The organism is Demequina sp., from assembly GCF_024642165.1.
Taxonomy (GTDB): domain Bacteria; phylum Actinomycetota; class Actinomycetes; order Actinomycetales; family Demequinaceae; genus Demequina.
The window spans coordinates 1-20,714 of record NZ_JAHEBP010000034.1 but is presented as its reverse complement, the minus strand read 5'-3'; the positions used below and the strand labels follow the sequence as shown (position 1 = coordinate 20,714).

11 protein-coding genes and 2 pseudogenes are annotated in these 20,714 nt (G+C 73.9%); 2 read left to right on the top strand and 11 right to left on the bottom strand.

Annotation, left to right across the window (positions count from 1 at the left end):
* The 8 genes and pseudogenes from Q0L54_RS04940 to Q0L54_RS04905 all read right to left on the bottom strand — a co-directional run.
* Window positions 1–570, bottom strand: a pseudogene (locus tag Q0L54_RS04940) (hypothetical protein); the annotation flags it as partial.
* A gap of 25 nt (window positions 571–595) precedes the next feature.
* Window positions 596–3,136 carry a transglutaminase domain-containing protein gene (locus Q0L54_RS04935; RefSeq protein ID WP_296665909.1) on the bottom strand — a complete coding sequence of 847 codons (2,541 nt, stop codon included), beginning with the start codon at window positions 3,134–3,136 and terminating at the stop codon, window positions 596–598.
* Window positions 3,133–4,500 (bottom strand): DUF58 domain-containing protein, encoded by a 1,368-nt coding sequence (locus Q0L54_RS04930; RefSeq protein WP_296665908.1) that lies wholly within the window; start codon window positions 4,498–4,500, stop codon window positions 3,133–3,135. The genes Q0L54_RS04935 and Q0L54_RS04930 overlap by 4 nt, the downstream gene beginning before the upstream one ends.
* The gene (locus Q0L54_RS04925) at window positions 4,497–5,456 is read right to left on the bottom strand and encodes a MoxR family ATPase (RefSeq protein ID WP_296665907.1); all 960 of its coding nucleotides are present in this window, start codon (window positions 5,454–5,456) and stop codon (window positions 4,497–4,499) included. The genes Q0L54_RS04930 and Q0L54_RS04925 overlap by 4 nt, the downstream gene beginning before the upstream one ends.
* 76 nt (window positions 5,457–5,532) lie before the next feature.
* A complete protein-coding gene (locus tag Q0L54_RS04920) occupies window positions 5,533–11,442 on the bottom strand; it encodes an Ig-like domain-containing protein (protein ID WP_296665906.1) in 5,910 nt (1,969 codons plus the stop codon).
* Window positions 11,439–12,488, bottom strand: a complete 1,050-nt coding sequence (locus tag Q0L54_RS04915) for a serine/threonine-protein kinase (RefSeq protein ID WP_296665905.1) — start codon at window positions 12,486–12,488, stop codon at window positions 11,439–11,441. Before Q0L54_RS04915 ends, Q0L54_RS04920 begins: the two co-directional genes overlap by 4 nt.
* A 158-nt stretch (window positions 12,489–12,646) precedes the next feature.
* Entirely contained in the window at window positions 12,647–15,514 is a 2,868-nt protein-coding gene (gene gcvP, locus Q0L54_RS04910; RefSeq protein WP_296665904.1) for an aminomethyl-transferring glycine dehydrogenase, read from the bottom strand.
* 103 nt (window positions 15,515–15,617) lie between these two features.
* Window positions 15,618–16,364, bottom strand: coding sequence for a trans-aconitate 2-methyltransferase (locus tag Q0L54_RS04905; RefSeq protein WP_296665902.1), 747 nt, complete (start codon window positions 16,362–16,364; stop codon window positions 15,618–15,620).
* Window positions 16,365–16,428: 64 nt separating this feature from the next.
* Here Q0L54_RS04905 and Q0L54_RS04900 point away from each other — a divergent pair, with 64 nt between their 5' ends.
* On the top strand, window positions 16,429–17,478 hold the full coding sequence (locus Q0L54_RS04900) for a glycosyltransferase family 2 protein (RefSeq protein ID WP_296665901.1): 1,050 nt from the start codon (window positions 16,429–16,431) through the stop codon (window positions 17,476–17,478).
* On the opposite strand, the gene Q0L54_RS04895 is transcribed toward Q0L54_RS04900, so the two are convergent.
* On the bottom strand, window positions 17,405–18,355 hold the full coding sequence (locus tag Q0L54_RS04895) for a lysylphosphatidylglycerol synthase transmembrane domain-containing protein (RefSeq protein ID WP_296665899.1): 951 nt from the start codon (window positions 18,353–18,355) through the stop codon (window positions 17,405–17,407). The genes Q0L54_RS04900 and Q0L54_RS04895 overlap by 74 nt on opposite strands.
* Entirely contained in the window at window positions 18,337–19,209 is an 873-nt protein-coding gene (locus Q0L54_RS04890) for an NAD-dependent epimerase/dehydratase family protein (protein ID WP_296665898.1), read from the bottom strand. Before Q0L54_RS04890 ends, Q0L54_RS04895 begins: the two co-directional genes overlap by 19 nt.
* Window positions 19,210–19,240: 31 nt before the next feature.
* On the opposite strand from Q0L54_RS04890, the gene Q0L54_RS04885 reads away from it, so the two are divergent.
* Complete coding sequence (locus tag Q0L54_RS04885) at window positions 19,241–20,425, top strand: glycosyltransferase (protein ID WP_296665896.1); 1,185 nt, start codon at window positions 19,241–19,243, stop codon at window positions 20,423–20,425.
* Window positions 20,426–20,513: 88 nt separating this feature from the next.
* Here the strand turns inward: Q0L54_RS04885 and Q0L54_RS04880 are convergent.
* Window positions 20,514–20,714, bottom strand: a pseudogene (locus tag Q0L54_RS04880) (dTDP-glucose 4,6-dehydratase); the annotation flags it as partial.

Genomic DNA, 20,714 nt, shown 5'->3' with positions numbered 1-20,714 from the left:
CGAGGGCGCGGCAGCGGGCGGTGCCGCAGCGGGTGTGCCGGCGCCGGGTTCCGGCCCGCGCACCGCGACGGGCCCGGAGAGCTCCGTGCGTGGCGAGACCATGCCGCTCCAGCCCACCACGGCAGCCCAGATACCAGGGGCGACGGCGGCGAGGAGTGGAAGGGCGGTGGCCAGCGAGTGGTCGAGCCCGAACCTGCGGGTCTGGACGATCCACATCACCCAGGCGATGCCTCCGGCGAGCACGGCCACCAGGAGGCCTCCGAGTGCGACGGCGGACGCGCCCGCCACCTGGGCCGCGACCAGCCACGTGATGACGCCGGCCGCGGCGAGACCTCGGGCGGTGGCGGTGCCAGCCACGTTCGACTGCGTGGCGCGCGCCATCTCGACGTACCGGAGCACCGGAATCCACGCCCTTGCCGGGCGGGCGCCGGCCTTGGAGTAGACGGCGCCGAGCGCGAGGCCCATCCAGACAATCCCCACGCCCCACCACGCCAGGACCACGACGACGGAGTACATCGGGGCGATGGTCGACACCTGCCCTGCGATCTCCGTAGCGACGCCAGCGGTCATCGACCTGCTCCTTCCCTCACGGCGGTCAAGACCGCCCCCTCAGCGACGAGGCTCCGACGCGAGCCGGCAACGCCCTCCACCTCTCGTCGACGGCTTCCTCACGTTGACGCGCCCGGGCAGCCGAGGCCGTGCGGCGGCCCAGCAGCGACCGCGTCGACAGCCGCGTGCCGAGCCTACGCCACGGTCCCCGTGCCGCCCGGAGCTCCGCGCGGTCCGCCGCGAGAAGCCTCCACGCCGTCCGCGCATCGTCGTCGTCGACTCCGGCGCCCGTGAACGTCGCCCGATCGGCGAGCGCCGCCAACTGGGCCCCGTGGACGGTGCCGAAGGCCGCCGCGACCTCGAGACGCGTGGCGACCGGCATCGGCTCGTGTCCCGCGTCTACCCCTGCGTCGACGTACTCGTCCCAGCCGCCTTGGGCGGCGGCCGTCGGAGTGCCGCGGCGACGCCGGGCCCGCCGTGCCGCCTTCGCGATCACGATCGCGGCGACCGGCCCCACGAGGAGCAGGGCGAGCGCGCCGCCGAGCACGGCGGCGCGCACCCACCCCGTGAACCACGGCGTCGGGACCGCCGCGACGGGCGGGACCTCGGCGCCCCCGCTGCGGCCCTTCAGAGCAGCGACGGCGTCGATCGCCTCCGCGCGCTCCGGGTCGGTCGCGCTGGGCAGCTCGGGGTCACGCTGGTTCGCCACGGCGGGAGTGACCGGAAACTGGTGCTGCGGCGTGACATCGACCGGGATCCACTCGCCCGATGCCGTCTGGACCTCCGTCCACGCCGCCATGTTCCGGCCGCGGCAGACGCCGCGCTCGCACGGCGCCGGGGTCCATCCCGCATCGTCGGTGACGGCCATCCGCGCGCCCACCACCACGCGCGCCGGGAACCCGAGCTCGGCCGCCAGCAGAGCGGTGGCGGCGGCGAACTGCTCGTCGTCGCCCACCGCCGCCACCAGGGCGGCGTCGGGAGAGCCCGGCCCGGCGTCGGCCTCGCGCTCGAGCAGCGCGGTGAACAGCCGGTCGATGCGGTCGTAAGAGTGCCCGGCCATCGACGGCTCGAACACGTAGTCGCCCAAGTCCGTGACCCAGCGCGGCGCGGTGTCGAGCGTCACCGCATGGCTGAGATAGCCCCGCGACCGCAGGCGGTCCACCAGCGTCGCGAGCCCGGCACCGTCACGCGTCACGTCCTGCGCCTCGACCCAATCGCGCAACGAGTCGGGGATCAGGTCCGCATCGATCGGGGCGGCGCCGGGGGAGGCTCCGGCCGCGGCCAGCGACGTCTCGGGGCCCACAGCGGCGGTGGCCGTGATGATGTCACCGGCGGCGATTCCGCCGTCGGCTGCGATCAGTGCCGACGCCGTGCCGGGCGAATAGTAGAACGCATCGACGAGCGCGGCCGCCCGGGGTCCGCCGAAGGTGGCGCCGCCGAGCGCGCCGGGCAGCGGCGTCCACGGACCCTCGAGCGCGTCGACGGTGATCGCGGCCGTGACGGTCCCCGTCGCGGCGATCGGCAGCGCCGACGGCACGCGCTGGAACCGTAGCGGCGTGTAGCCGGCCGGCGCGACCGCGGTGAACGAACGACCGTCGAAGAACGGCAGGGTTGCGACCCGGATGCGCTCCAACTCGCCGTCCACGGCGACCACGGCGAACAGCGGGGCGTCGTACATCTCGTCGGACAGGAACGCTCGATACGACGTGAGCGGGGAGACCGCACGGTCGATCGCGAGCCGCGGCTCCACGGCGGTGCGCGCCACCTCGCGCGGCTGCGCCTGGGCGACCGGCACCGCGAGCGCCGCGGCGCCGGCGACTGCGCCGGCGACGAGTAGCACGGCGACCGTCACGCGCCCCAGGCTGCGCCCGGGCGCTCGCGCACCCCGGATGCCCCCCGCGGCCCGCACCGCCACGCGTCGCTCATGGGCCATGCGCCACAGCACCCACCCCAGAGTGGCCGCGAGCGCGACGAGCCCCACCACGGTCTCGCGCCCCATCTCGCCCAGGGGTCCCGAGACCCCACCCAGCTGGGTCCGGATCGCGGGACCGGCGGCGATCGCCACCACCACCGCGCCGCCCCCGACCGCGGCAGCGAGACCCCACCGCCGCGGGCGGGTCCCCACCCAGATGATCGCGGCGGTGGTCGCGGCGACCAGCGCGAGCGGCACCGCCTGCGTGGCGTCGTACTCGCCCAACGGCACCGGCAGCGTCACCACGTCCTTCCACCCCGTCACCGGGGCCATGGCAGCGTCGACCAGGCCACGCAGCACCGCCTCCGAGCCCCCGGCGGTCGCCGCCGGGATCGCCACCAGCACGGCCGCCGCAAGGTAGCCCACCGCAGTGAGTGCGGCGAGCAGCACCGGTCCGCGGCGTGCGACCACGGTCACCACGCCCGCGACCAGCCCGACTCCGATGCCGGCGATGACCACGGTGCCGAATCGGTTGAGGCCAGTGCCCGGCGGCACGAACACGGGCCGCAGCGTCGCCCACACCATGCCCGCCATCACCACCGCGTACAGGCACGCGGCAAGCAGCACCTCCGCCCTGGGGGCGGGCGGGCGGCTCCGGACGGGCGCATCGGTCATCGGCGGGCGACTCCCCGCATCAGCAGCTGGCGCAGGTCGTCCAGCACGCCCAGGCTGACCATCTCGACGCCGCCCAGCGCGCGCATCGTGGGCTCGGACGCGGGGTCGCTGACCACCGCGCCCACGGAAACGTCCTGAGGAAATCGCAGCGCCGCCGTGCGGAGGCGCTCCCACGGCAGCGCGGAACCGGTGATGAGGATCGCGAGAGACGTGCCGCCGCCGGTCTCCGCCACCATCCGGGTGACCGTCGGCAGGTCCATCGCGGCGTACGAGAGCTCGACGCCGGTGAGGTCGTCGAGCATGGCCCGCGGCGATCCCACGCGCAACGACCGCAGGGATCGCACCGAGGCGCGCGCGAACTCGGGCACCTCGCCGCTGGCGACCGCATTCACCTCGCGCCCGTCGCGGATCGCCCGAGTGCCGAGCGAGGCCATGGTGCTGACGGCCATCTCGAACTCCTCCTCGGTCGCGTAGGAGCGAGGGTCGAGGTCCAGCACCAGCGTCAGCAGGGACCGGCGGGTCTCCTCGAACTGCCGGACCATCAGCGTGCCGGTCTTCGCGGTCGACTTCCAATGGATGTGGCGCTGCGCGTCGCCGCGCTGGTACTCGCGCACGGCGTGGAAGGAGATGTCCTCGCTGGTGAGGATCCGGACCGCCTGTCCCTCCAGATCCCTCACCCAGCCCAGCGACGTGCTGGGGACCGCGACGGTGCGGGGGTGCACATAGAGCAGCCGGACGTCGTCCCACGCGAGGCGCCGGCGCAGCAGGCGCAGCGGATCCGAGCGCGTCGAGGCGGCGGGACCCACCTCGACGATTCCCCGGCGGCGCGGCGGGATCACCACGCGTTCGCGGTGCTCGGCGCCCGCCCTCAGCAGCGGCACCTGGAAGTCGACCAGCGCCTCGCCGATGGGGAGCTCGACGCGCCCGGGCAGCGCTGCCCGCCGTCCCACGTTGAGGACGGCGATCTCGCCCTGGGCCTCGTCGCCGGCGACCACCGCGTCGCGCTCGAGGGAGAATTCGACCCGGTAGCGGGCCTCACCCAGCAGGAACGGCACGGCGACCACCAACAGGATCGCGCCCACGAGGCCGCCCACCAGCGCCTCGCCCCACCCCCAGCTGAGGCCGAGCGCGATGCCCGCCACCGCCCACACCGCCATCACCCACCCGGCCGGCGTGACCACGCCGCGCACCGCCGCCCACAGAGCGCCTGCCCGCGCGCCCACCGCGCCGGCCACCCGCCCCACGCGCAGCCGCACCCCGACCCTGCGCCCGCGAGGCGCATCGGCGACCTCCGTGCGGGTCGCGAACGTCCGGGTCGCGCCGGTGCGCGTCCGGGCCGAGGTGTGGTCGGGGCGTTCGCTCACGCGAGGTCCCGCTGGCTCGGGGGAGCCGTGTCGAGCACGACCTGACCGATCACCGCGCCCTGGGTGACGCCATCGAACTCCGCCTCCGGATCGAGGATGAGGCGGTGAGCGAGCACCACCTCCGCCAGCGCCTTCACGTCGTCGGGGATCACGTAGTACCGGCCGTGGGCGAGCGCCCACGTCCGGCACGCGCGCGCCAGCGCGAGCGCGCCGCGCATCGACGCCCCGAGCCGCACCTGCGTGGCCCCGCGGGTGGCGCCCACGATGCGCGCGATGTAGTCCGAGATCAGCGCGTGCTGCTCGACCTGGTGGGTGAGGCCGCTCATGGTGGAGATCGCGTCGAGCTCGGCGATCGCGGGCACCTTCACCTTGGTGGGGCGGGACGGCTCCAGGATGCGCATCGTCGCCGCGTGGTCGGGATAGCCCAGGGACGTGCGCATCAGGAACCGGTCCAGCTGAGCCTCCGGCAACGAGTACGTGCCCGCCTGCTCGATCGGGTTCTGGGTCGCGACCACCATGAACGGCGCCCCCACCTCGCGGGTGACGCCGTCGACCGTCACCTGCCGCTCCTCCATCACCTCGAGCAGCGCCGCCTGGGTCTTGGGTGACGCGCGGTTGATCTCGTCGGCGAGCACCACGTTCGCGAACACCGGGCCGTGATGGAACTCGAACCGGCCCTGATCGAACACCGTCACACCCGTGACGTCGCCGGGCAGCAGATCCGGGGTGAATTGGATGCGCGTGTTGGTGCCGCGCACCGTCTCCGCCATCGCGCGCGCGAGCGAGGTCTTGCCCGTGCCGGGCACGTCCTCCAGCAGCAGGTGGCCCTCGGCGATCATCGCCGTGAACGCGAGCTCGACCACGTGCCGCTTGCCCACCACCGCCTTCTCGACGTTGTCGACGAGGCTGCCGAAGGTGGTCTCGAACCACTGCGTGTGCTCCGACGTCAGTGCCATCGGGAGCTCCTTTCGTCCGGGTGCCCGGGTGAGGGCCGATGCGGGAAATGAGGGCCGATGCGGGTGGCGGGCGCCGTCATGGTGACACCGACGCGTCGGAAGAGGGGTCGGGCGCGCCGCCGCACACGACGGCAGGGGAGGACCACGGCGCGATGCCGGTGAGCGCGCCCTTGAACGTCACCACCGTGGTCGCGGAGCGCATGAGCGCCGCGTCCGTGGTGGGTGCGCCGGCGCCGTCGAGCATCGTCACCACCACCGCGAAGTCGGACGCGACGCCGCCCAAGGTGGGCTCGGGCACCGTGCCGACGGTGCACGAGGCGAAGGAGACCGTGGGCCGGTACTCGGCGCCGGACTCGGGCGTCACGGGGGCGGTCTGCTCGGAGCACGATCGGTTGCCGCCGCCGAAGTCGACGCACAGGTACGCCACGATGTCGACGGCCCGCCCGGCCACCAGGATGTCCGTGAACTTCGCGGACTCGGAGCCGTCCGAACCGCGGTACCAGACCTCCATGCCGCGTTGCGGCTGCCATTGCGGCTCGCGCTCGAGCGCCGTGGTGCAGCTGGTTCCCGTGCCCTCGCAGGTGGAGGCGACGCGGTACCCGCGCTGGAGCACCGGGGCGCCGGGGTCGGAGAACGCCGCGAACACCACGTCGACCGCGGGCGCCTGCCCGTAGACGCGGCCCTCGGCACGGCTCTCGGCGCACACGGCGACGGTGTTGACCGCGTTCTTGGTGACGGGCACGGTGAACGATGCGGCCCCGCCCACGGCGGGGGTGTCGGGCCGGCACGGACCGGACACCGCCGCTCCCACCCAGGTGGTGGACCCGGCGCCGCCATCGGTGACGGTCGCCGTCACGGTGGCCGTGGAGGCGCCCTCCGCATACTCGTGAGACGTGGCGGCGATGGCGGGCCGGCCGATGCCGTTGGCCGTGAAGACGATGGCCGCGCCGGCCGCGGCGGCGCCCTCGACGGGCGGCAGTTCGATGCCGGTGAGCGGGGTCAACGTGACCTCGACCGGAGTGTTGGAACCGATCGACACGGCCTCGAGGCGCTGACTTCCCACTCCCACGGCGACCACCTGGACGGATTCGCCCGCGGAGACGCGGAGCTCGCGCGTCGACGGATCCGGCACCTCCACCACCATGTCGATTCGGCGCCCGTCCCCGCTGGTCACCGTGGGCTCCCAGGAGACGAGGCGCGGCGCCTCGGGCGGCGCATACGACCACGCCGTCACGCTCGCGCCATCCTGCGAGCGGCCCACCGAGTTGACCGCGTAGGCGGTGTACGTCGCCTTGGCGCCGTTGACCAGGCCTTCGAGCGGCGTGCACACCCCGGACGCGGTGCACGTGGCGACCCGGGCGGATCCCGCGAGCACGTCGAAGCCGGTGAGCGCCGGATACGCACCGGCCGCCGCTCCCGGGTCCACCGCGAGGGTCAGGGTGCCGTCGCCGTACGCCACCTGCGCCACACGCGCCGGGGCCGCCGGGAAGCCCTGCAGGTCGAGACTGATGCTGCCGGACCGGTCCGCCGCGCTCACGCGGCCCTGCGCGTCCCGCACGCTGAACACGGCGTCGCAGACGCCGCCCGGCGCGTCGTCCGCCCACGTTGCCCGCACCGCGCGGGTTCCGGTCACGGCGAACTTGACGGAAGGGCAGGCGTCGGCCCCGGTGACGGCCACCACCTCGAGCGGTGTGCCGGGAAGCGGGTTGACCTCACCCGCGACCCCGATGACGGTGATGGTGCACCCGTCGCCGGACGCCTGGGAGCAGCGCTGGACCACGCTCCCGCCCTTCGGGAGCTCCTCGGGCGCGGGCCCGACCACAAGCGCCAGCGCCTTGGGTCGCACCTCCGGGTGGTCGGGCAGCGAGACCGTGACGGATTCGGTGCGGCCCGGAGCGGCGTCGTCCCGCGCGGTGATCGTCACGCGCGTCCCGGTGCGTGCCACCACGAACAGCTGGCCCGTGTACGACGAGGCGAGGTCGACGGGCCGCGAGGAGGCTCCGGCCGGCCACCTGACCAGCCGGCCCAGCTCGAACGTCGCCGACTCCCCGGGCGCGATCTCGAGCGACGCGGAAACCAGCCGCGGCACCGGGTCCGTGGGGATCACGTCCACGGGGATGGGCAGCACGGTCCACGCGCGCTGACCGGGCAGCCGCACCGCGACGAGACACGTGTCGGAGTACGGCGACCCGGCGCCGGCGTCGTAGCGCACGCGCGTGCCGCCGGCGGCGCCGCAGGAGGCCTGCTCGCGAGCGCCGCCCGCGCGCACCTGCGCTGCGTCGAGCTCGATGTCCGTGCCCTCGGGAGCCGCGAGCAACGAGGCCACGTTCACCGTGGTGTCGGCGCCTTCGGCGACCTCGAGACGGGCGTCCTCCCTCAGCGCGAGCCGCAGCTCCTGCTCGCCGATGACCCGCAGGAAGCCGTATCCGACCGTCGTGGCGCCCGCGAAGTCGACCCCCTCGACACGGAACGGCACGATCCGCGTGTGCTCGGGGAGCGGTCCCGAGATCCGCGACCCCGCCAGCGTGAGGTCGGCGGGGTCTCCCCACAGGGACACCGTGAGCGCGCCCGCGTCGCCGCTCGCCCAGGCGACGGTGCCGTCGAGGACGTCCACGCCCGTGGTGAACACGTCCCGCGTCTCGAGGGTGAGGACGGTGTCCGCGACGATGGGCACGTCCACCACGGTCTCGCGGACGGCCTTGAGGACGATGCGGCCCTGGGAGATCGAGCCGGTCGAGTTCCGCGCGGTGTAGAGGAACGAGTACGTGCCCACGTCGCCCTGCACCTCGAAGGTCACGAGGCCCCGGGCGAGCGCGTCCGCCGTGTTCTCCGCCGCGGGCATCAGGGCCGCGAGCGCCGCGTGCTCGGCGGTGCCGGTGGCGGCGTCGGGGCGGACGTCGAGGAGCTCGAGCTCGCCGCCCGTGAGGTCCAGGTCGTTCGCTAGCGGCTGCACCAACACCCGGCGGCCGGACGCTGCCTGCACCTGCACGAAGTCCGTGTACGTGACCGGAGCGGGGTCCGCGTCCGAGCCCACCACGCCGATGCGCGCCGTCGCGGTGGCGGTGCGGCCCCGCCCGTCGATCACCTGGAACTCGAAGGAGTCCTGGCCCGCATAGCCCGCCGTCGAGTTGTAGACCAGCGCCGAGCCGTCAGCGCTGATACGGGCGGCCCCGTCGGACGGCTGGCGGGTCACCGCGTCGAGAGACACCGAGTCGCCGTCGGGGTCCAGGCCGGCCCCGTCGAACGGAAGCCGGACCTCCTCGCCGGACGAGGCGCGGCCGGCGAGGTCCCGCGGCGCGGGTGGCGCGTTGTCGTCCCCCGAGGTCACCGTCACCACCAGGGCCGCCGTGTCGCGCTGCGCGGGAAAGCCCAACACGTACGAGGCGTATGGGATGCGGTACGTCCCCGGCGTCTCGGGCGCGAGGTAGCGGAGCACGGGTCCTGCCGGGAACGCGAGGCCGCCGTCCGCGGGCGCCGCGACGCTGCCGGCGTCGAGCGCCACCACCGAGCCCGCGGCCGCGATGTCGTTGTCGAGCACACGCACGTCGACCTGCCCGCCCGCGCGGACCGTGATCGCGTCGTCACCGGCGAGCGGCGGGGCGGGCACCGCGGCGTCGAGCAGCACCACGGTGACCTCGCCACGGACCGTCATCGGCGCCCTGCCCGAGCCGTCCGTGACGGTGAAGGAGACCACCCCGAGCGTGCCGGCCTGCCCGTCGGCGGTGGTCCCGGACAGGCGGAGCGCCCCGTGCCCGACGATGGTGGCGGCCACGCGCGCGCCGGGCTCCGGGTCCACGGATGCCTCAGCGAGCAGCAGCACGCGCCCGCCGGGGTTGGTGACGGCGCCCAGCACGTCGACGGTCACGTCCTCGTGGGGTCGCACGAAGGCCGTCAGCGGCACCGTCGCGAGGGCCTCGTCCTCGGGCGCCAGCACGGTCACCCGCGCCCGGCCACGCGTCTGAGCCGCGCCGTCCACCACGGTGACGTCGACCAGATAGGTGCCCGGCGCATCGGCCCGGAACAGCACCCCGGTGCCGTCCGGCTCGACCTCGACGCTGGCCCCATCCGGCGGGTCGACGCTGGCCTCCGTGACCGCCGGGACCCCCGCCGCCCCCGTGACGCGGCCGGCGATGTCGATGGCCGCGCGCACGCCCTGCAGCGCGGTGACGGCGACGGGTTCGACCCTGAGGCGCGGCGAGCCGACCACCCCCACGGTGAGCGTGCGCTCGGCGCGGGCGCCGGTCGAGTCGGACACCACCACGTCCACGGCGATGGAGGGCGAGTCTCCGCGGTCGCGCACCACCACGGTCCCCTCGGGCGAGGCGGCCACGGACACCCCCGGATCGGCCGAGTTCGCGCCCACCACGTAGAGGGGGTCACCGTCGGGATCCACCCACCCCTCGAGCACGTCCACCGCGACCGTCCCCCCGGGCCGGATCTGCGGCGCGGGCCACTCGACCACGCATCCCTCGACGCCGCACCACTCGGGCGAGGCGTCGCCCTCGGAGACCGTCAGCGTCACGGTCGCGACGTCGGATCTCAGCCCGCCCAGCGCCGTGCCGTCGGTGACCGCGTAACCGAGCGTCGCGGTACCGGTGGCGCCGGGGCGCACGGTGGCCACCAGGGACTGGCCGTCGTCGCCGATCCCGACGTCCGCGAACGCGGGATCGGGTGCCGTGAGCGAGGCGGGGTCGATCGTCAGGAGGTCGCCGTTCGCGTCGTGATCGTTGAGCAGCACCGGAAGCCGCACCTGCCGGCCGGCGCGCACGCCGAACGCATCGGCCTCGGCCACCGGTGGCCGCGGCTCCCGCACCTCGGTGGCGACCTCGTCCTGCTCGGCCTCGGACGCCGTTTGATCCTCGGGGACCCAATCCTGCGAGGACCGCACCAGCTCTCCTCCGGGGACGTCCCATACCCAGCCGCTGCGCGCCTCGTTCAGCACCATCCGCGACCCGTTGCCGCGCAGCACGGGCTCCCGCCGCTGGCCCAATGCCTGACCCGCGTAGTCCAGGGAGACCGTGGGCCCGGTGGAGCTCCACAGCGTGCCCTGTCCCTCGCCGGCGGGCAGCCACGCCGCAAACATCACGCCGTCGAGCTCGGCGGGCGCCGCCGGAGTCCCGATGGCGACCCCGGAACCGAACTCGCGGCGCGGCGTGGTGCCGTCCGCGGGCGCAATCACCAGGCCCTCGCCATCGGCGATCCGCACCGCGCCGTCCGACGTGGGCCGCTGGAGGCGCGCATCGGCGCCCGTGCCGCTGGCCAGCGCCGCCTCCGCCCCCGCGCGCCACAGCTGACCCGTGTCGGCGTCGAGCAGCGCCCACGCCCCTGCGGCGAACGTGACCTGGAAGGAGCCCTCGGCAGGGCCGCCGGGCACCTCGTCGATGCCCCGGATCGAGCCGTCCGCCGATGCGCGGATCACGCCGCCCGCGGCGGGCGAGTAGGCGGCGACGTCGCCGGCGGCGGTCACGGTCACCGCGAGCGCGCGGAGCCCCGTACCGGAGTCGAGCGTGACCTCCCGCGGGGACGTCGCCGTGCCGTCGGAGATGCGACCCACCAGGACGTCGCCGTCGTCGGCGAGGTAGGCGACCACGTCCCCCGCCGCCGCGACGGCGGTGGTGCCGGCCGGTGTGGCCGTCGAGCCGGCCCCGCCGGCGGCGACATCGGTGGGGCGCCCGGAGTCCAGCGCTGTCACGGAGGTGTAGCTGGCGGAGAGCACCAGCAGGCGATCGCGATACTGGACGATCTCGGACGGCGAGTCGACGGCCTTGACGGTGTCGACCTCGGCGATCGCGGTGTTGACGCGCGCGAAGCGCTGACCGGATCCGGTCTGCAGCGCCCACACCGAGGGGTCCACCGTATCCGCCTCGCGCTCGTCCACCCCGGGCGCCACCACGACTCCCACGGCGACCGCCGCCAGCAGCACGCCCGTGACGATGCGTCCCGCCCGGCGGCGCCGTGCCGCGGTGGCTCGCCCGACGTCCGTCACCCGCCGCCGGCCAGGGTCATGACCAGGACCGTGGTGAGGACCGCCGCCACGGCCGCCCCCACCACCCACGCGGTGAGGGTGCGACCGGTGGCGCGGGGCGGATGAGCGAGCGTCGCCGTGGACGTGGCCCGCCGGCGGGGCTCCACGGGCACGTGCGAGCGCACGGGGCCGCGCGGCGCATCGTCCACCACCACCCGGGACGTGCTCGCCCACGCGTCGGAGGGCACCTCCAACGGCGTGACGGGATCACCCATGTCGCGCTGGACGGCCTGCAGCGCCTGCCCGAAGGCGAGCGCGCTCGTGTACCTGTCCCCGGGGTCGCGCCGCAGCCCGCCCGCGAGCGCGGCCTCGAGGGACGGCGGAACGTCGAACCGGCCGGTGGGGCGGTAGCGAGCCTTGAGCACGCGCGCCTTCAGCTCGTCGGTGTCGAGCCTGCGATCGGGATCGTCGAAGGGGCTGCGCTGGGCGAGCAGCGTGTACACCGTGGCCGCAAGCGACCACACGTCGGAGGCGACGGTGCCCGAGCTCATCCGGTCCACCACCTCGGGCGCGCTCCACGGCGGGCTCATCGCCACCTCGTCCGCGTCGCCCGCCATCACGGCGGTCGCGACGCCGAAGTCGGCCAGCACGGGATGCCCGAACGCGGTGACGAGGATGTTCGACGGCTTGATGTCGCGATGCAGCATGCCGATCCGGTGCGCCGCCTCGACCGCCGAGGCGATCTGGATTCCCACGGTCAGCACCTCGGCGACGGGGATCTGCTCCGCGCGGTAGCGGTTCGCCAGCGAGCCGGGACAGTATTCGGCGACCATGTACGGCCGCCCGTCGCCGGAGACCGAGGCCTCGTGCAGCGTGAGGATCGACGGATGGGCGCTCAGCGCCGCCATCACGTCCGCCTCGACCGCCAAGGAGCGCACCGCATCGTCCCGCACCTTGGCGTGCAGCACCTTGACCGCGACCTGGCGGCGGGGCATGTCCTGCTGGAACAGGAACACGTCCGCGAACCCGCCCTGACCCAGCGGGCGCACGTACGAGTATCCCGGCATCACCGGAGGCTGGAGAGGCTGCGCCCGCGGCATGGCCCTCAGCGTCCCGCGCGGGGGCGGGTCGGGGTCGACGGGGTCATGGCCTCAGGGTAACCACGGTCAGGGCCTCGCCAGCGGCTCGCGCGGCCGGTCCGGCGAGGGTGCCGTGACGCCGCGCGTCAGCCCTCGTACTCCTCGAGCGGCGGGCACGCGCACACCAGGTTGCGGTCGCCGTGCGCGTTGTCGATCCGGCGGACGGGGGACCAGTACTTGTCGACCCGGAGCCCCGGCACGGGGAACGCCGCCTGCTCGCGCGGATACGCCTGCTCCCACGTGTCGGACACCACCATGGAGGCGGTGTGGGGAGCGTGGCGCAGCGGCGACTGCTCGGCGGCGAGCTCGCCGCGCTCGACGGCCGCGATCTCCTCGCGGATCACGATCATGGCGTCGACGAAACGGTCGATCTCCGCCAGGTCCTCGGACTCCGTGGGCTCGACCATGAGGGTGCCGGCCACCGGGAAGGACATGGTGGGCGCGTGGATCCCGAAGTCGATGAGCCGCTTGGCGACGTCCTCCGCGGTCACGCCCGTCGCCTTGGTGAGCGGCCGGACGTCCAGGACGCACTCGTGGGCCACCAGGCCGCCCGGGCCCTTGTAGAGCACGGGGAAGTGCTCATCGAGGCGCGCGGCCACATAGTTGGCGGCCAGCACCGCGGTCTCGGTCGCGCGGCGCAGGCCCTCGTGTCCCATGAGCGCGATGTACGCCCACGAGATGGCGAGGATGCCGGCCGAGCCGTAGGGGGCCGCGGAGACGGGCGCGCCCTCCCGGGCGAGTTCGCCGGGAGTCTGGACCGCGGCGAGCGACCGCGGCAGGAACGGCACCAGGTGCTCCGCGACCGCGACGGGACCCACGCCGGGTCCGCCGCCCCCGTGAGGGATGCAGAACGTCTTGTGGAGATTGAGGTGGGACACGTCGCCGCCGAAGTGGCCGGGCTTGGCCAGCCCCACCAGGGCGTTGAGGTTGGCGCCGTCGATGTAGACCTGACCGCCCGCCTCGTGGACGGCGGCGCACACCTCGCCCACGTGCTCCTCGTAGACGCCGTGCGTCGACGGATACGTGATCATGATGCAGCCCACCCGGCCGTCGTGCGCCGCGAGCTTGGCGCGCAGGTCCACGAGGTCCACCTCGCCGTCGGCGGCCGTGGCGACCACCACCACGCGCATGCCGGCGAGCACCGCGGAGGCGGCGTTGGTGCCGTGGGCCGATGCGGGGATCAGGCAGACGTCGCGCTCGCCCTCGCCCTGGGCGCGGTGGTACTGGCGGATCGCGAGCAGTCCCGCGTATTCGCCACGGGAGCCGGCGTTGGGCTGGACGGACACCGCCGCGTAGCCGGTGATGTCCGCGAGCCAGCCCTCGAGCTGCGCGATCATCTCGCGGTATCCGGCCGTCTGATCGTGGGGCGCGAACGGGTGGATCGCGGCGAAGCCGGGCCAGCTCACGGGCGCCATCTCGACCGCCGAATTGAGCTTCATGGTGCAGGAGCCCAGCGGGATCATGGTGCGATCCAGCGCGAGGTCGCGGTCCGCGAGGCGGCGCATGTAGCGCATGATCGACGTCTCGGACCGGTGGGCGTGGAAGATCGGGTGCGTGAGGTAGTCGGAGCTGCGACGCAGGCCGATGGGGATGGTCACCGTGGGGCCGGCGTACACCGGTCGCTCGAGGTCGCGGTCGAGCACGGCCGCGACCACATTCGTGAGGATCGCGGGGGTGGTGACCTCGTCGCAGGCGATCGCGACGGAGTCCGCGTCGAGGCGGCGCACGTTGATGCCCTTCGCGGCGGCTCGGGCGACCACCGAATCGGCGCCACGGGGCACCTCGAGCACCACGGTGTCGAAGAAGTGCTCGTGGCGGATGCGCACGCCGCGCGCCCGCAGCGCGTCCGCCAGCGTCGAGGCCATGCGGTGGACGCCCAGCGCGATATCGCGCAGGCCGTCGGGGCCGTGATAGACGGCGTAGAAGCCGGCGATGATCGCCAGCAGCGCCTGAGCGGTGCAGATGTTGGACGTGGCCTTGTCGCGGCGGATGTGCTGCTCGCGCGTCTGGAGGGCCAGGCGGTAGGCCCGATCGCCGTCCGCGTCGATCGAAACACCCACGAGGCGGCCCGGGAGCTGGCGCTCGAGGCCCTCCCGCACCGCCATGTACGCGGCGTGGGGGCCGCCGAAGAACAGCGGCACGCCGAAGCGCTGCGCCGAGCCCACGGCGATGTCCGCGCCCAGTTCGCCCGGCGCCTTGATGACGCACAGCGACAGGATGTCGGCGGCGACCGTCACCAGGCCGCCCACCTCGTGGGCGAGGTCGATGAGCGCCGTGATGTCGCGCACGAGGCCGCTGTCCCCGGGCTGCTGGATCACCAGGCCCACCAGATCGTCCGGAGCCTCCCACGCATCGTCCAGGACCGCGACCTCGATCGGCAGGCCGATGGCCTCCGCCTGGGCGGCCACCACCGCGACGGTCTGAGGCAGGCACTCCGCGTCGAGCACGATGCGCCCGCCGTCCTTGCCGCGCACCGCACGGCGCATGAGCAGCATGGCCTCCGCCACCGCGGTCGCCTCGTCGAGCAGCGAGGCCCCCGCGACGGGCAGCGCCGTAAGGTCCGCGACCATGGTCTGGAAGTTGAGCATGGCCTCGAGCCGGCCCTGCGAGATCTCGGCCTGGTACGGCGTGTAGGCGGTGTACCAGGCGGGATTCTCGAGAACGTTGCGGCGGATCACCATGGGGGTGATGGTGTCGTGGTACCCCTGGCCGATCATCGACACCTGGACCTTGTTGCGTCCCGAGAGGCGCTGCAGCGCCGCGAGCGTCTCATGCTCGGTCTTCGGCGGCGGCAGCACCAGGACGTCGTCCTGACGGATCGAGGCGGGCACGGCAGCATCGACGAGCGCGGCGAGCGACGGCTGCCCCACGGCAGCGAGCATCGTCTCGACGGCACCCTCGTCGGGGCCGATGTGGCGGTCGTGAAAGGAGGTCACCGGCCCATTCTTGCGCATGCCTCAGCCTGCGGCGCACGTGTGTGGCGAAGCGGACACGGCAGGAACCACGACGGGGCCGGGGCACGGTCCACGCGCGTCGAGATGCAGCGGCGCGCCTCCGCTACCCGGACGCCTCGCCCACGAACACGGCGCGTGGCCTCCGCTCCTCGGCGGTCGTCTCCCACACGCGACGCGCGGCGAACCCCGCCTCGCCCAGCAACCGCAGCCACGTTTCCTCGGGGAACAGGCCGTGGCGGTGTGTCTCCCGCGCGGTGGTGACCGCGCCGTCGGCACCCCTCAGCGCGAACACGTACTCCGTGGTCACCCAGGTGTCTCGCGGGTCCGGATCCCACGTCCATTCCAACAGCCGGGCGCCGCGCCCGTCGGGAGCATCCGCGCCGCTCACGCCCGTCCCCGGCTCATACGTGTCCGCCGTGTCGTCGGGCACCAGCACCACGCGCCCTCCCCGGCGCAGGTGCTCCCGCGCGGTCGCGAGCGCGGCGGCCAGATCCACCTCCGTGGTCATGTACTCGATCGCATCGTGGATCAGCACCGCGTCGAACGAGCGCCCCAGCCGCACCGTCCTCATGTCGCCGCGCGTGTGGGGGACTCCGGGATTCAGCGCCCTCGACCCCGCCAGCATCTCGTCGGACAGGTCCACGAGCGTCAGGTCGAAGTGGTCCACCAGATGATGGGCCAAATGACCGCCGCCGCTACCGAGCTCGAGCACCGCCGGCCGCGCGGCGCCGGCGGCGCCCGCGAGCAGGCCGGCGATGTACTCGGCCTCCTCCGCATAGTCCTCCACGGGCGAGATCAGCGGCCACCAGGAGGCGAGCGCGCCGTAGAACCCCGCCTGTGCATCGTCCATGCCCGCCAGCGTAAGGTCCGCGCACGCGGCGGTGCCACGGCGCGTCCACCGCTAACCTGAGCGCGTGAAGGTGGTCATCCAGGTCCCGTGCCTCAACGAGGAGGCGACGCTGCCGCTCGTGCTCCAGTCGATGCCCGCCTCGATCGAGGGCGTGGACCGGATCGAGCTGCTGGTGATCGACGACGGCTCGACCGACCGCACCGCCGAGGTGGCACGCGCGCATGGCGCGACCGTGATCCGCCACGCCCGCACCATGGGGCTGGCGCGATCGTTCCGCGACGGCGTCGACTACGCGCTCCGTCACGGCGCCGATGTGGTGGTCAACACCGACGGCGACAACCAGTACCCGCAGCACCGCATCGGCGACCTCGTGGCTCCCATCCTGGCGGGGGAGGCGGAGATCGTCATCGGCGACCGGCAGACCCACACCATCGAGCACTTCTCGCCGTTCAAGAAGGCGATGCAGCGGTTCGGGTCGTGGGTGGTGAACCAGGCCGCGGGAACCCGGCTTCCCGACGCCGCGTCCGGATTCCGCGCGTACTCGCGGTACGCGCTGTACCGCCTCAACATCGTCACGCAGTTCAGCTACACCATGGAGACCATCATCCAGGCGGGGGACAAGCGCCTGGCGATCGTCTCCGTCCCGGTGGACACCAACCCCAAGACCCGCGAGTCGCGCCTGTTCTCGAACATGTTCGAGCACATGCTCAAGTCGGGCCAGGCGATCCTGCGCTCGTACATCATGTTCCGGCCGTGGAGCATCTTCGCGACCCTCGCGACCCTGTTCGGGGTCCTGGGTCTGGTGCCGTTCGTGCGCTTCGCGATCCTGCGCGCGCTGGGCGACGACGGCAACCACATCCAGTCGCTCATCCTGGGCGGAGCCCTGATCTCCGGCGCGCTGCTCGCGGTCGCGCTCGGCGTGCTGTCCGACCTGGCCAAGACCAACCGGATCCTCGCGGAGGACCAGCTGGAGCGGCTCAAGGAGCAGCAGTACGGGCCGCTCTCTCCGCTTTCCCCGCCCGTGAAGACCCCGGCGGCCGTCAAGCCTCCGGAGGCGCCTCGGGAGACGCCGCTCGAGCGGTCGCTGCCGGACCCCGACGCCGCGCGCCGATAGCGATACCGGCGCCCAGCCCCGCCACGTCCGCCGCGGTCATGAGGAAGCGGCTCACCAGGGCGAGGCTCAACGCCTGTGCGGGCGTCGCGACGGAGCCCAGCGCGAGCACCAGCGCCGCCTCACGCGCGCCGGCGCCGGCCGGGGCGATCACCACCAGGAAGCCCACCAGCCACGCGAAGGCGAACGCACCCGTCGCGAGCAGCAGGTCGGAGCCGGGGGCGAGCTCGCGGAGCAGCAGCCACGCGTGCAGACCCAGCACCGCCCACATGAGCACGGACCACGCCGCCGAGGCCAGCAGCGGGCCGGCGCCGATGCGAGCGGGCTCCTCGGTGCGGCGCGTCAGCCGGAACGCGAGCGCCACCAGCCGCGCGAGCACGGGCGGCACCAGCATCGTCGCCAGACCCGCCGCGACCACCAGCACCCACCAGTAGGCCGCGAGCGCCCCGGGGACCGCGAGCACCAGCCCGGCCGAGCCCACGATGGCGGCGGTCACCACGCCCACCACCATCGCGACGATCGAGCCGGTCATGGCCCGCGGCCGTGAGACGCCGTGGTCGCGCGCGAACTCCGCCTGGGCGAGCACGGGCCACACGGAGCCCGGCACGTACTTGCCGATCTGCGACAGCAGGAAGACGCGCATGGCCTCCGGCACGGTCGCCTTGAGGCCGATCGCGCGCATCACCGCGCGCCACGACATCGCGTTGATGCCCAGGGCGACGATGCACGCCGCCAGCGCGCCCACGATCGCGCCCCATGTGAGGTCGCGCAGCGACGCGGAGACGGCGTCCCACTGGGAGACCACGGCCCAACCGAGCAGCGCCACCGCGATCGCGAGGAAGCCCCAGCGCAGCGCCTTGCTCATGCGGACTGCGCCCACGCCCACATCCGGGCGATGCCGTCCGCGAGGGGGGTGGACGGCATCCAGGCCAGCGACTCGCGGGCGAGGCTCACGTCGAGCCAGGTCGAGTCGGGGTCGACGCCCCGCGCGGGAAGGCGCTCGACGCGCACGCGCTCGTGGCCCACCACGTACTCGACCAGGTCCAGCAGGTCGTTGAGGTGCGTGGGGTGACCCGAACCCACGTTGAGAACCGGCGGCGCATCCGCGCGCTCCACCACCCGGGCGATGGCGTCGACCGCGTCGCCGACGTAGACGTAGTCGCGCTCGACCTCCCCGGTGCCCAGGATGGTGATGGGCCGGCCCGCCAGGATGGCGCGCATCCAGATCGCCAGCACGCCTTGGCCGCGGGCGCCGCGCTGGCCGGGGCCGTACGCGTTGGCGATGCGGACCGCGGTGGTGGTCTCGTGGGCGCCCGCCAGGATCCGCTCCTGCTCGAGCTTGAAGGCGCCGTACGCGTTGGCCGGGTGGGGATCGTCCGTCTCGCGGTAGGCCGGGAAGCCCGGGCGGCCGTAGATCGCGCCGCCGGAGGAGAGCAGGACGATGCGCGGCACCACGGGCAGCGCGGCCGCCGCGTCGACGAACGCAGCGAAGGCCGCAAGCTCCGCGTCCACCAGGTCGGGGCGCTCGTGGGCGACCACGGGGCTGATGGCGCCGGCCGCCCACACCACGGCGTTCACGTGGGCCGCGCGCGCCGCCCACTGACCGCCCACGACCAGCGGATCCTGCCTGGTAAAGGTGGCCACCTGGTGACCTCGAGCGCCGAGTTCGCGCGTGATCGCGCCGCCCAGGAAGCCGCCGGATCCGACCACGGCGACGTCATACACTGTGCTCACCGGCCACCGTCCTTACGCTTGGATTCATCCTATGGGCACCCCCCGTGTTCTCGTGCTGACGTCCACGCTGCCCGCCCGCGAGGGCGACGGGACCCCCGCCTTCGTGGCCGACCTCTCGCGCGAGCTGGGCCGCGAGTTCGAGGTGCGCGTGGTGGCGCCCGCGGTGCCGGGTGCGCCGGCATTCGAGCGCTGGGACGATGCGGGGGTCGAGGTGGTCCGTTACCGCTACTTCCCGTCGCGCTGGGAGGATCTGGCGGACGGAGCGATCCTGGAGAACGTCCGCGCTCGGCGGTCGCGGGGCCTGCAGGTTCCGTTCCTGCTGGGCGGGCTGGCGCGAGAGCTGCGCCGTCAGCTGCGCGAGTTCCGTCCCGACGCGATCCACGCGCACTGGATCATCCCGCAGGGGATCGTGGCCCGCCGCGTCGCGGGAGACGTGCCCATCGTGGTCACCACGCTGGGCGGCGACCTGTATGCGTTGAACTCGGGCATCGCCCGCACCCAGAAGTCCCTGGTGGTGCGCGAGGCGGCGGCCGTCACGGTGATGAACGCGGACATGCGGGACCGCGCGATCGCGCTGGGCGCGGATCCGGCGCGCACGCGCATCATGCCCATGGGCGCGCGGCTCACCACCGTGGGCGCCCAGCACCCACCGGCGTCGCCCGCCTCCCGCCGCCACCCGCTGCGGCTGCTCGCGGTGGGCCGGCTGGTGGAGAAGAAGGGGTTCGACGTGCTGATCGAGGCCCTGCGCCGCGCGCAGGCACGCCTCGAGCTCGAGATCGTGGGGGACGGGCCGGAACGCGCCCGCCTGGAGGCGCTGGCGGCGGGCCTGCCCGTGACGTTTGCGGGGCAGCTTCCCCGCGACGAGCTCGCGGGCCGCTACCTCGCGGCGGGCGTCGCGGTGTTCCCCTCGCGCCGCGCGGCGTCGGGCGACCAGGACGGGCTGCCCGTGGCGATGCTCGAGGCGATGGGCGCCGGCTGCGCGGTGATCGCGTCCGATCTGCCCGGGCTCAACGAGGCCATCGCGACCGGGCACTCCGGCGTGCTGGTGCACGAGGGCGACGTGGACGCGCTGGCCCGCAGCCTCGAGGTCCTGGCCGACGACGCGGAGCTGCGCGCGGCCCTCGGCGGCGCCGCCCGGGAGCGCGCCGCCTCCTACTCGGTCCAGGCCGTGGGCGAGGGGTATCGGGAGCTGTTCCGCGAGGTGCTCGGGCGCTGAGGACCGCCCCGAGCGCGCTGGCGGGACATGAGTGCCCGATTCGGCCCCCGAAAACGGCACCTATGTCCCGCTAGGGCGCGGGCGGGCGTCAGCGACCCAGGCGCCGGTAGCGCATCTCCGTCTCGAGCTTCTGTGGTCGCCACCAGGCCTCGTTGTCCCGGTACCAGTCGATGGTGGCCGCCAAGCCGGCGCGGAAGTCGCCGTAGGTGGGCTCCCAGCCCAGCTCGTCACGCAGCTTGGAGGCGTCGATGGCGTAGCGGAGGTCGTGGCCCGGGCGGTCGGGGACGTG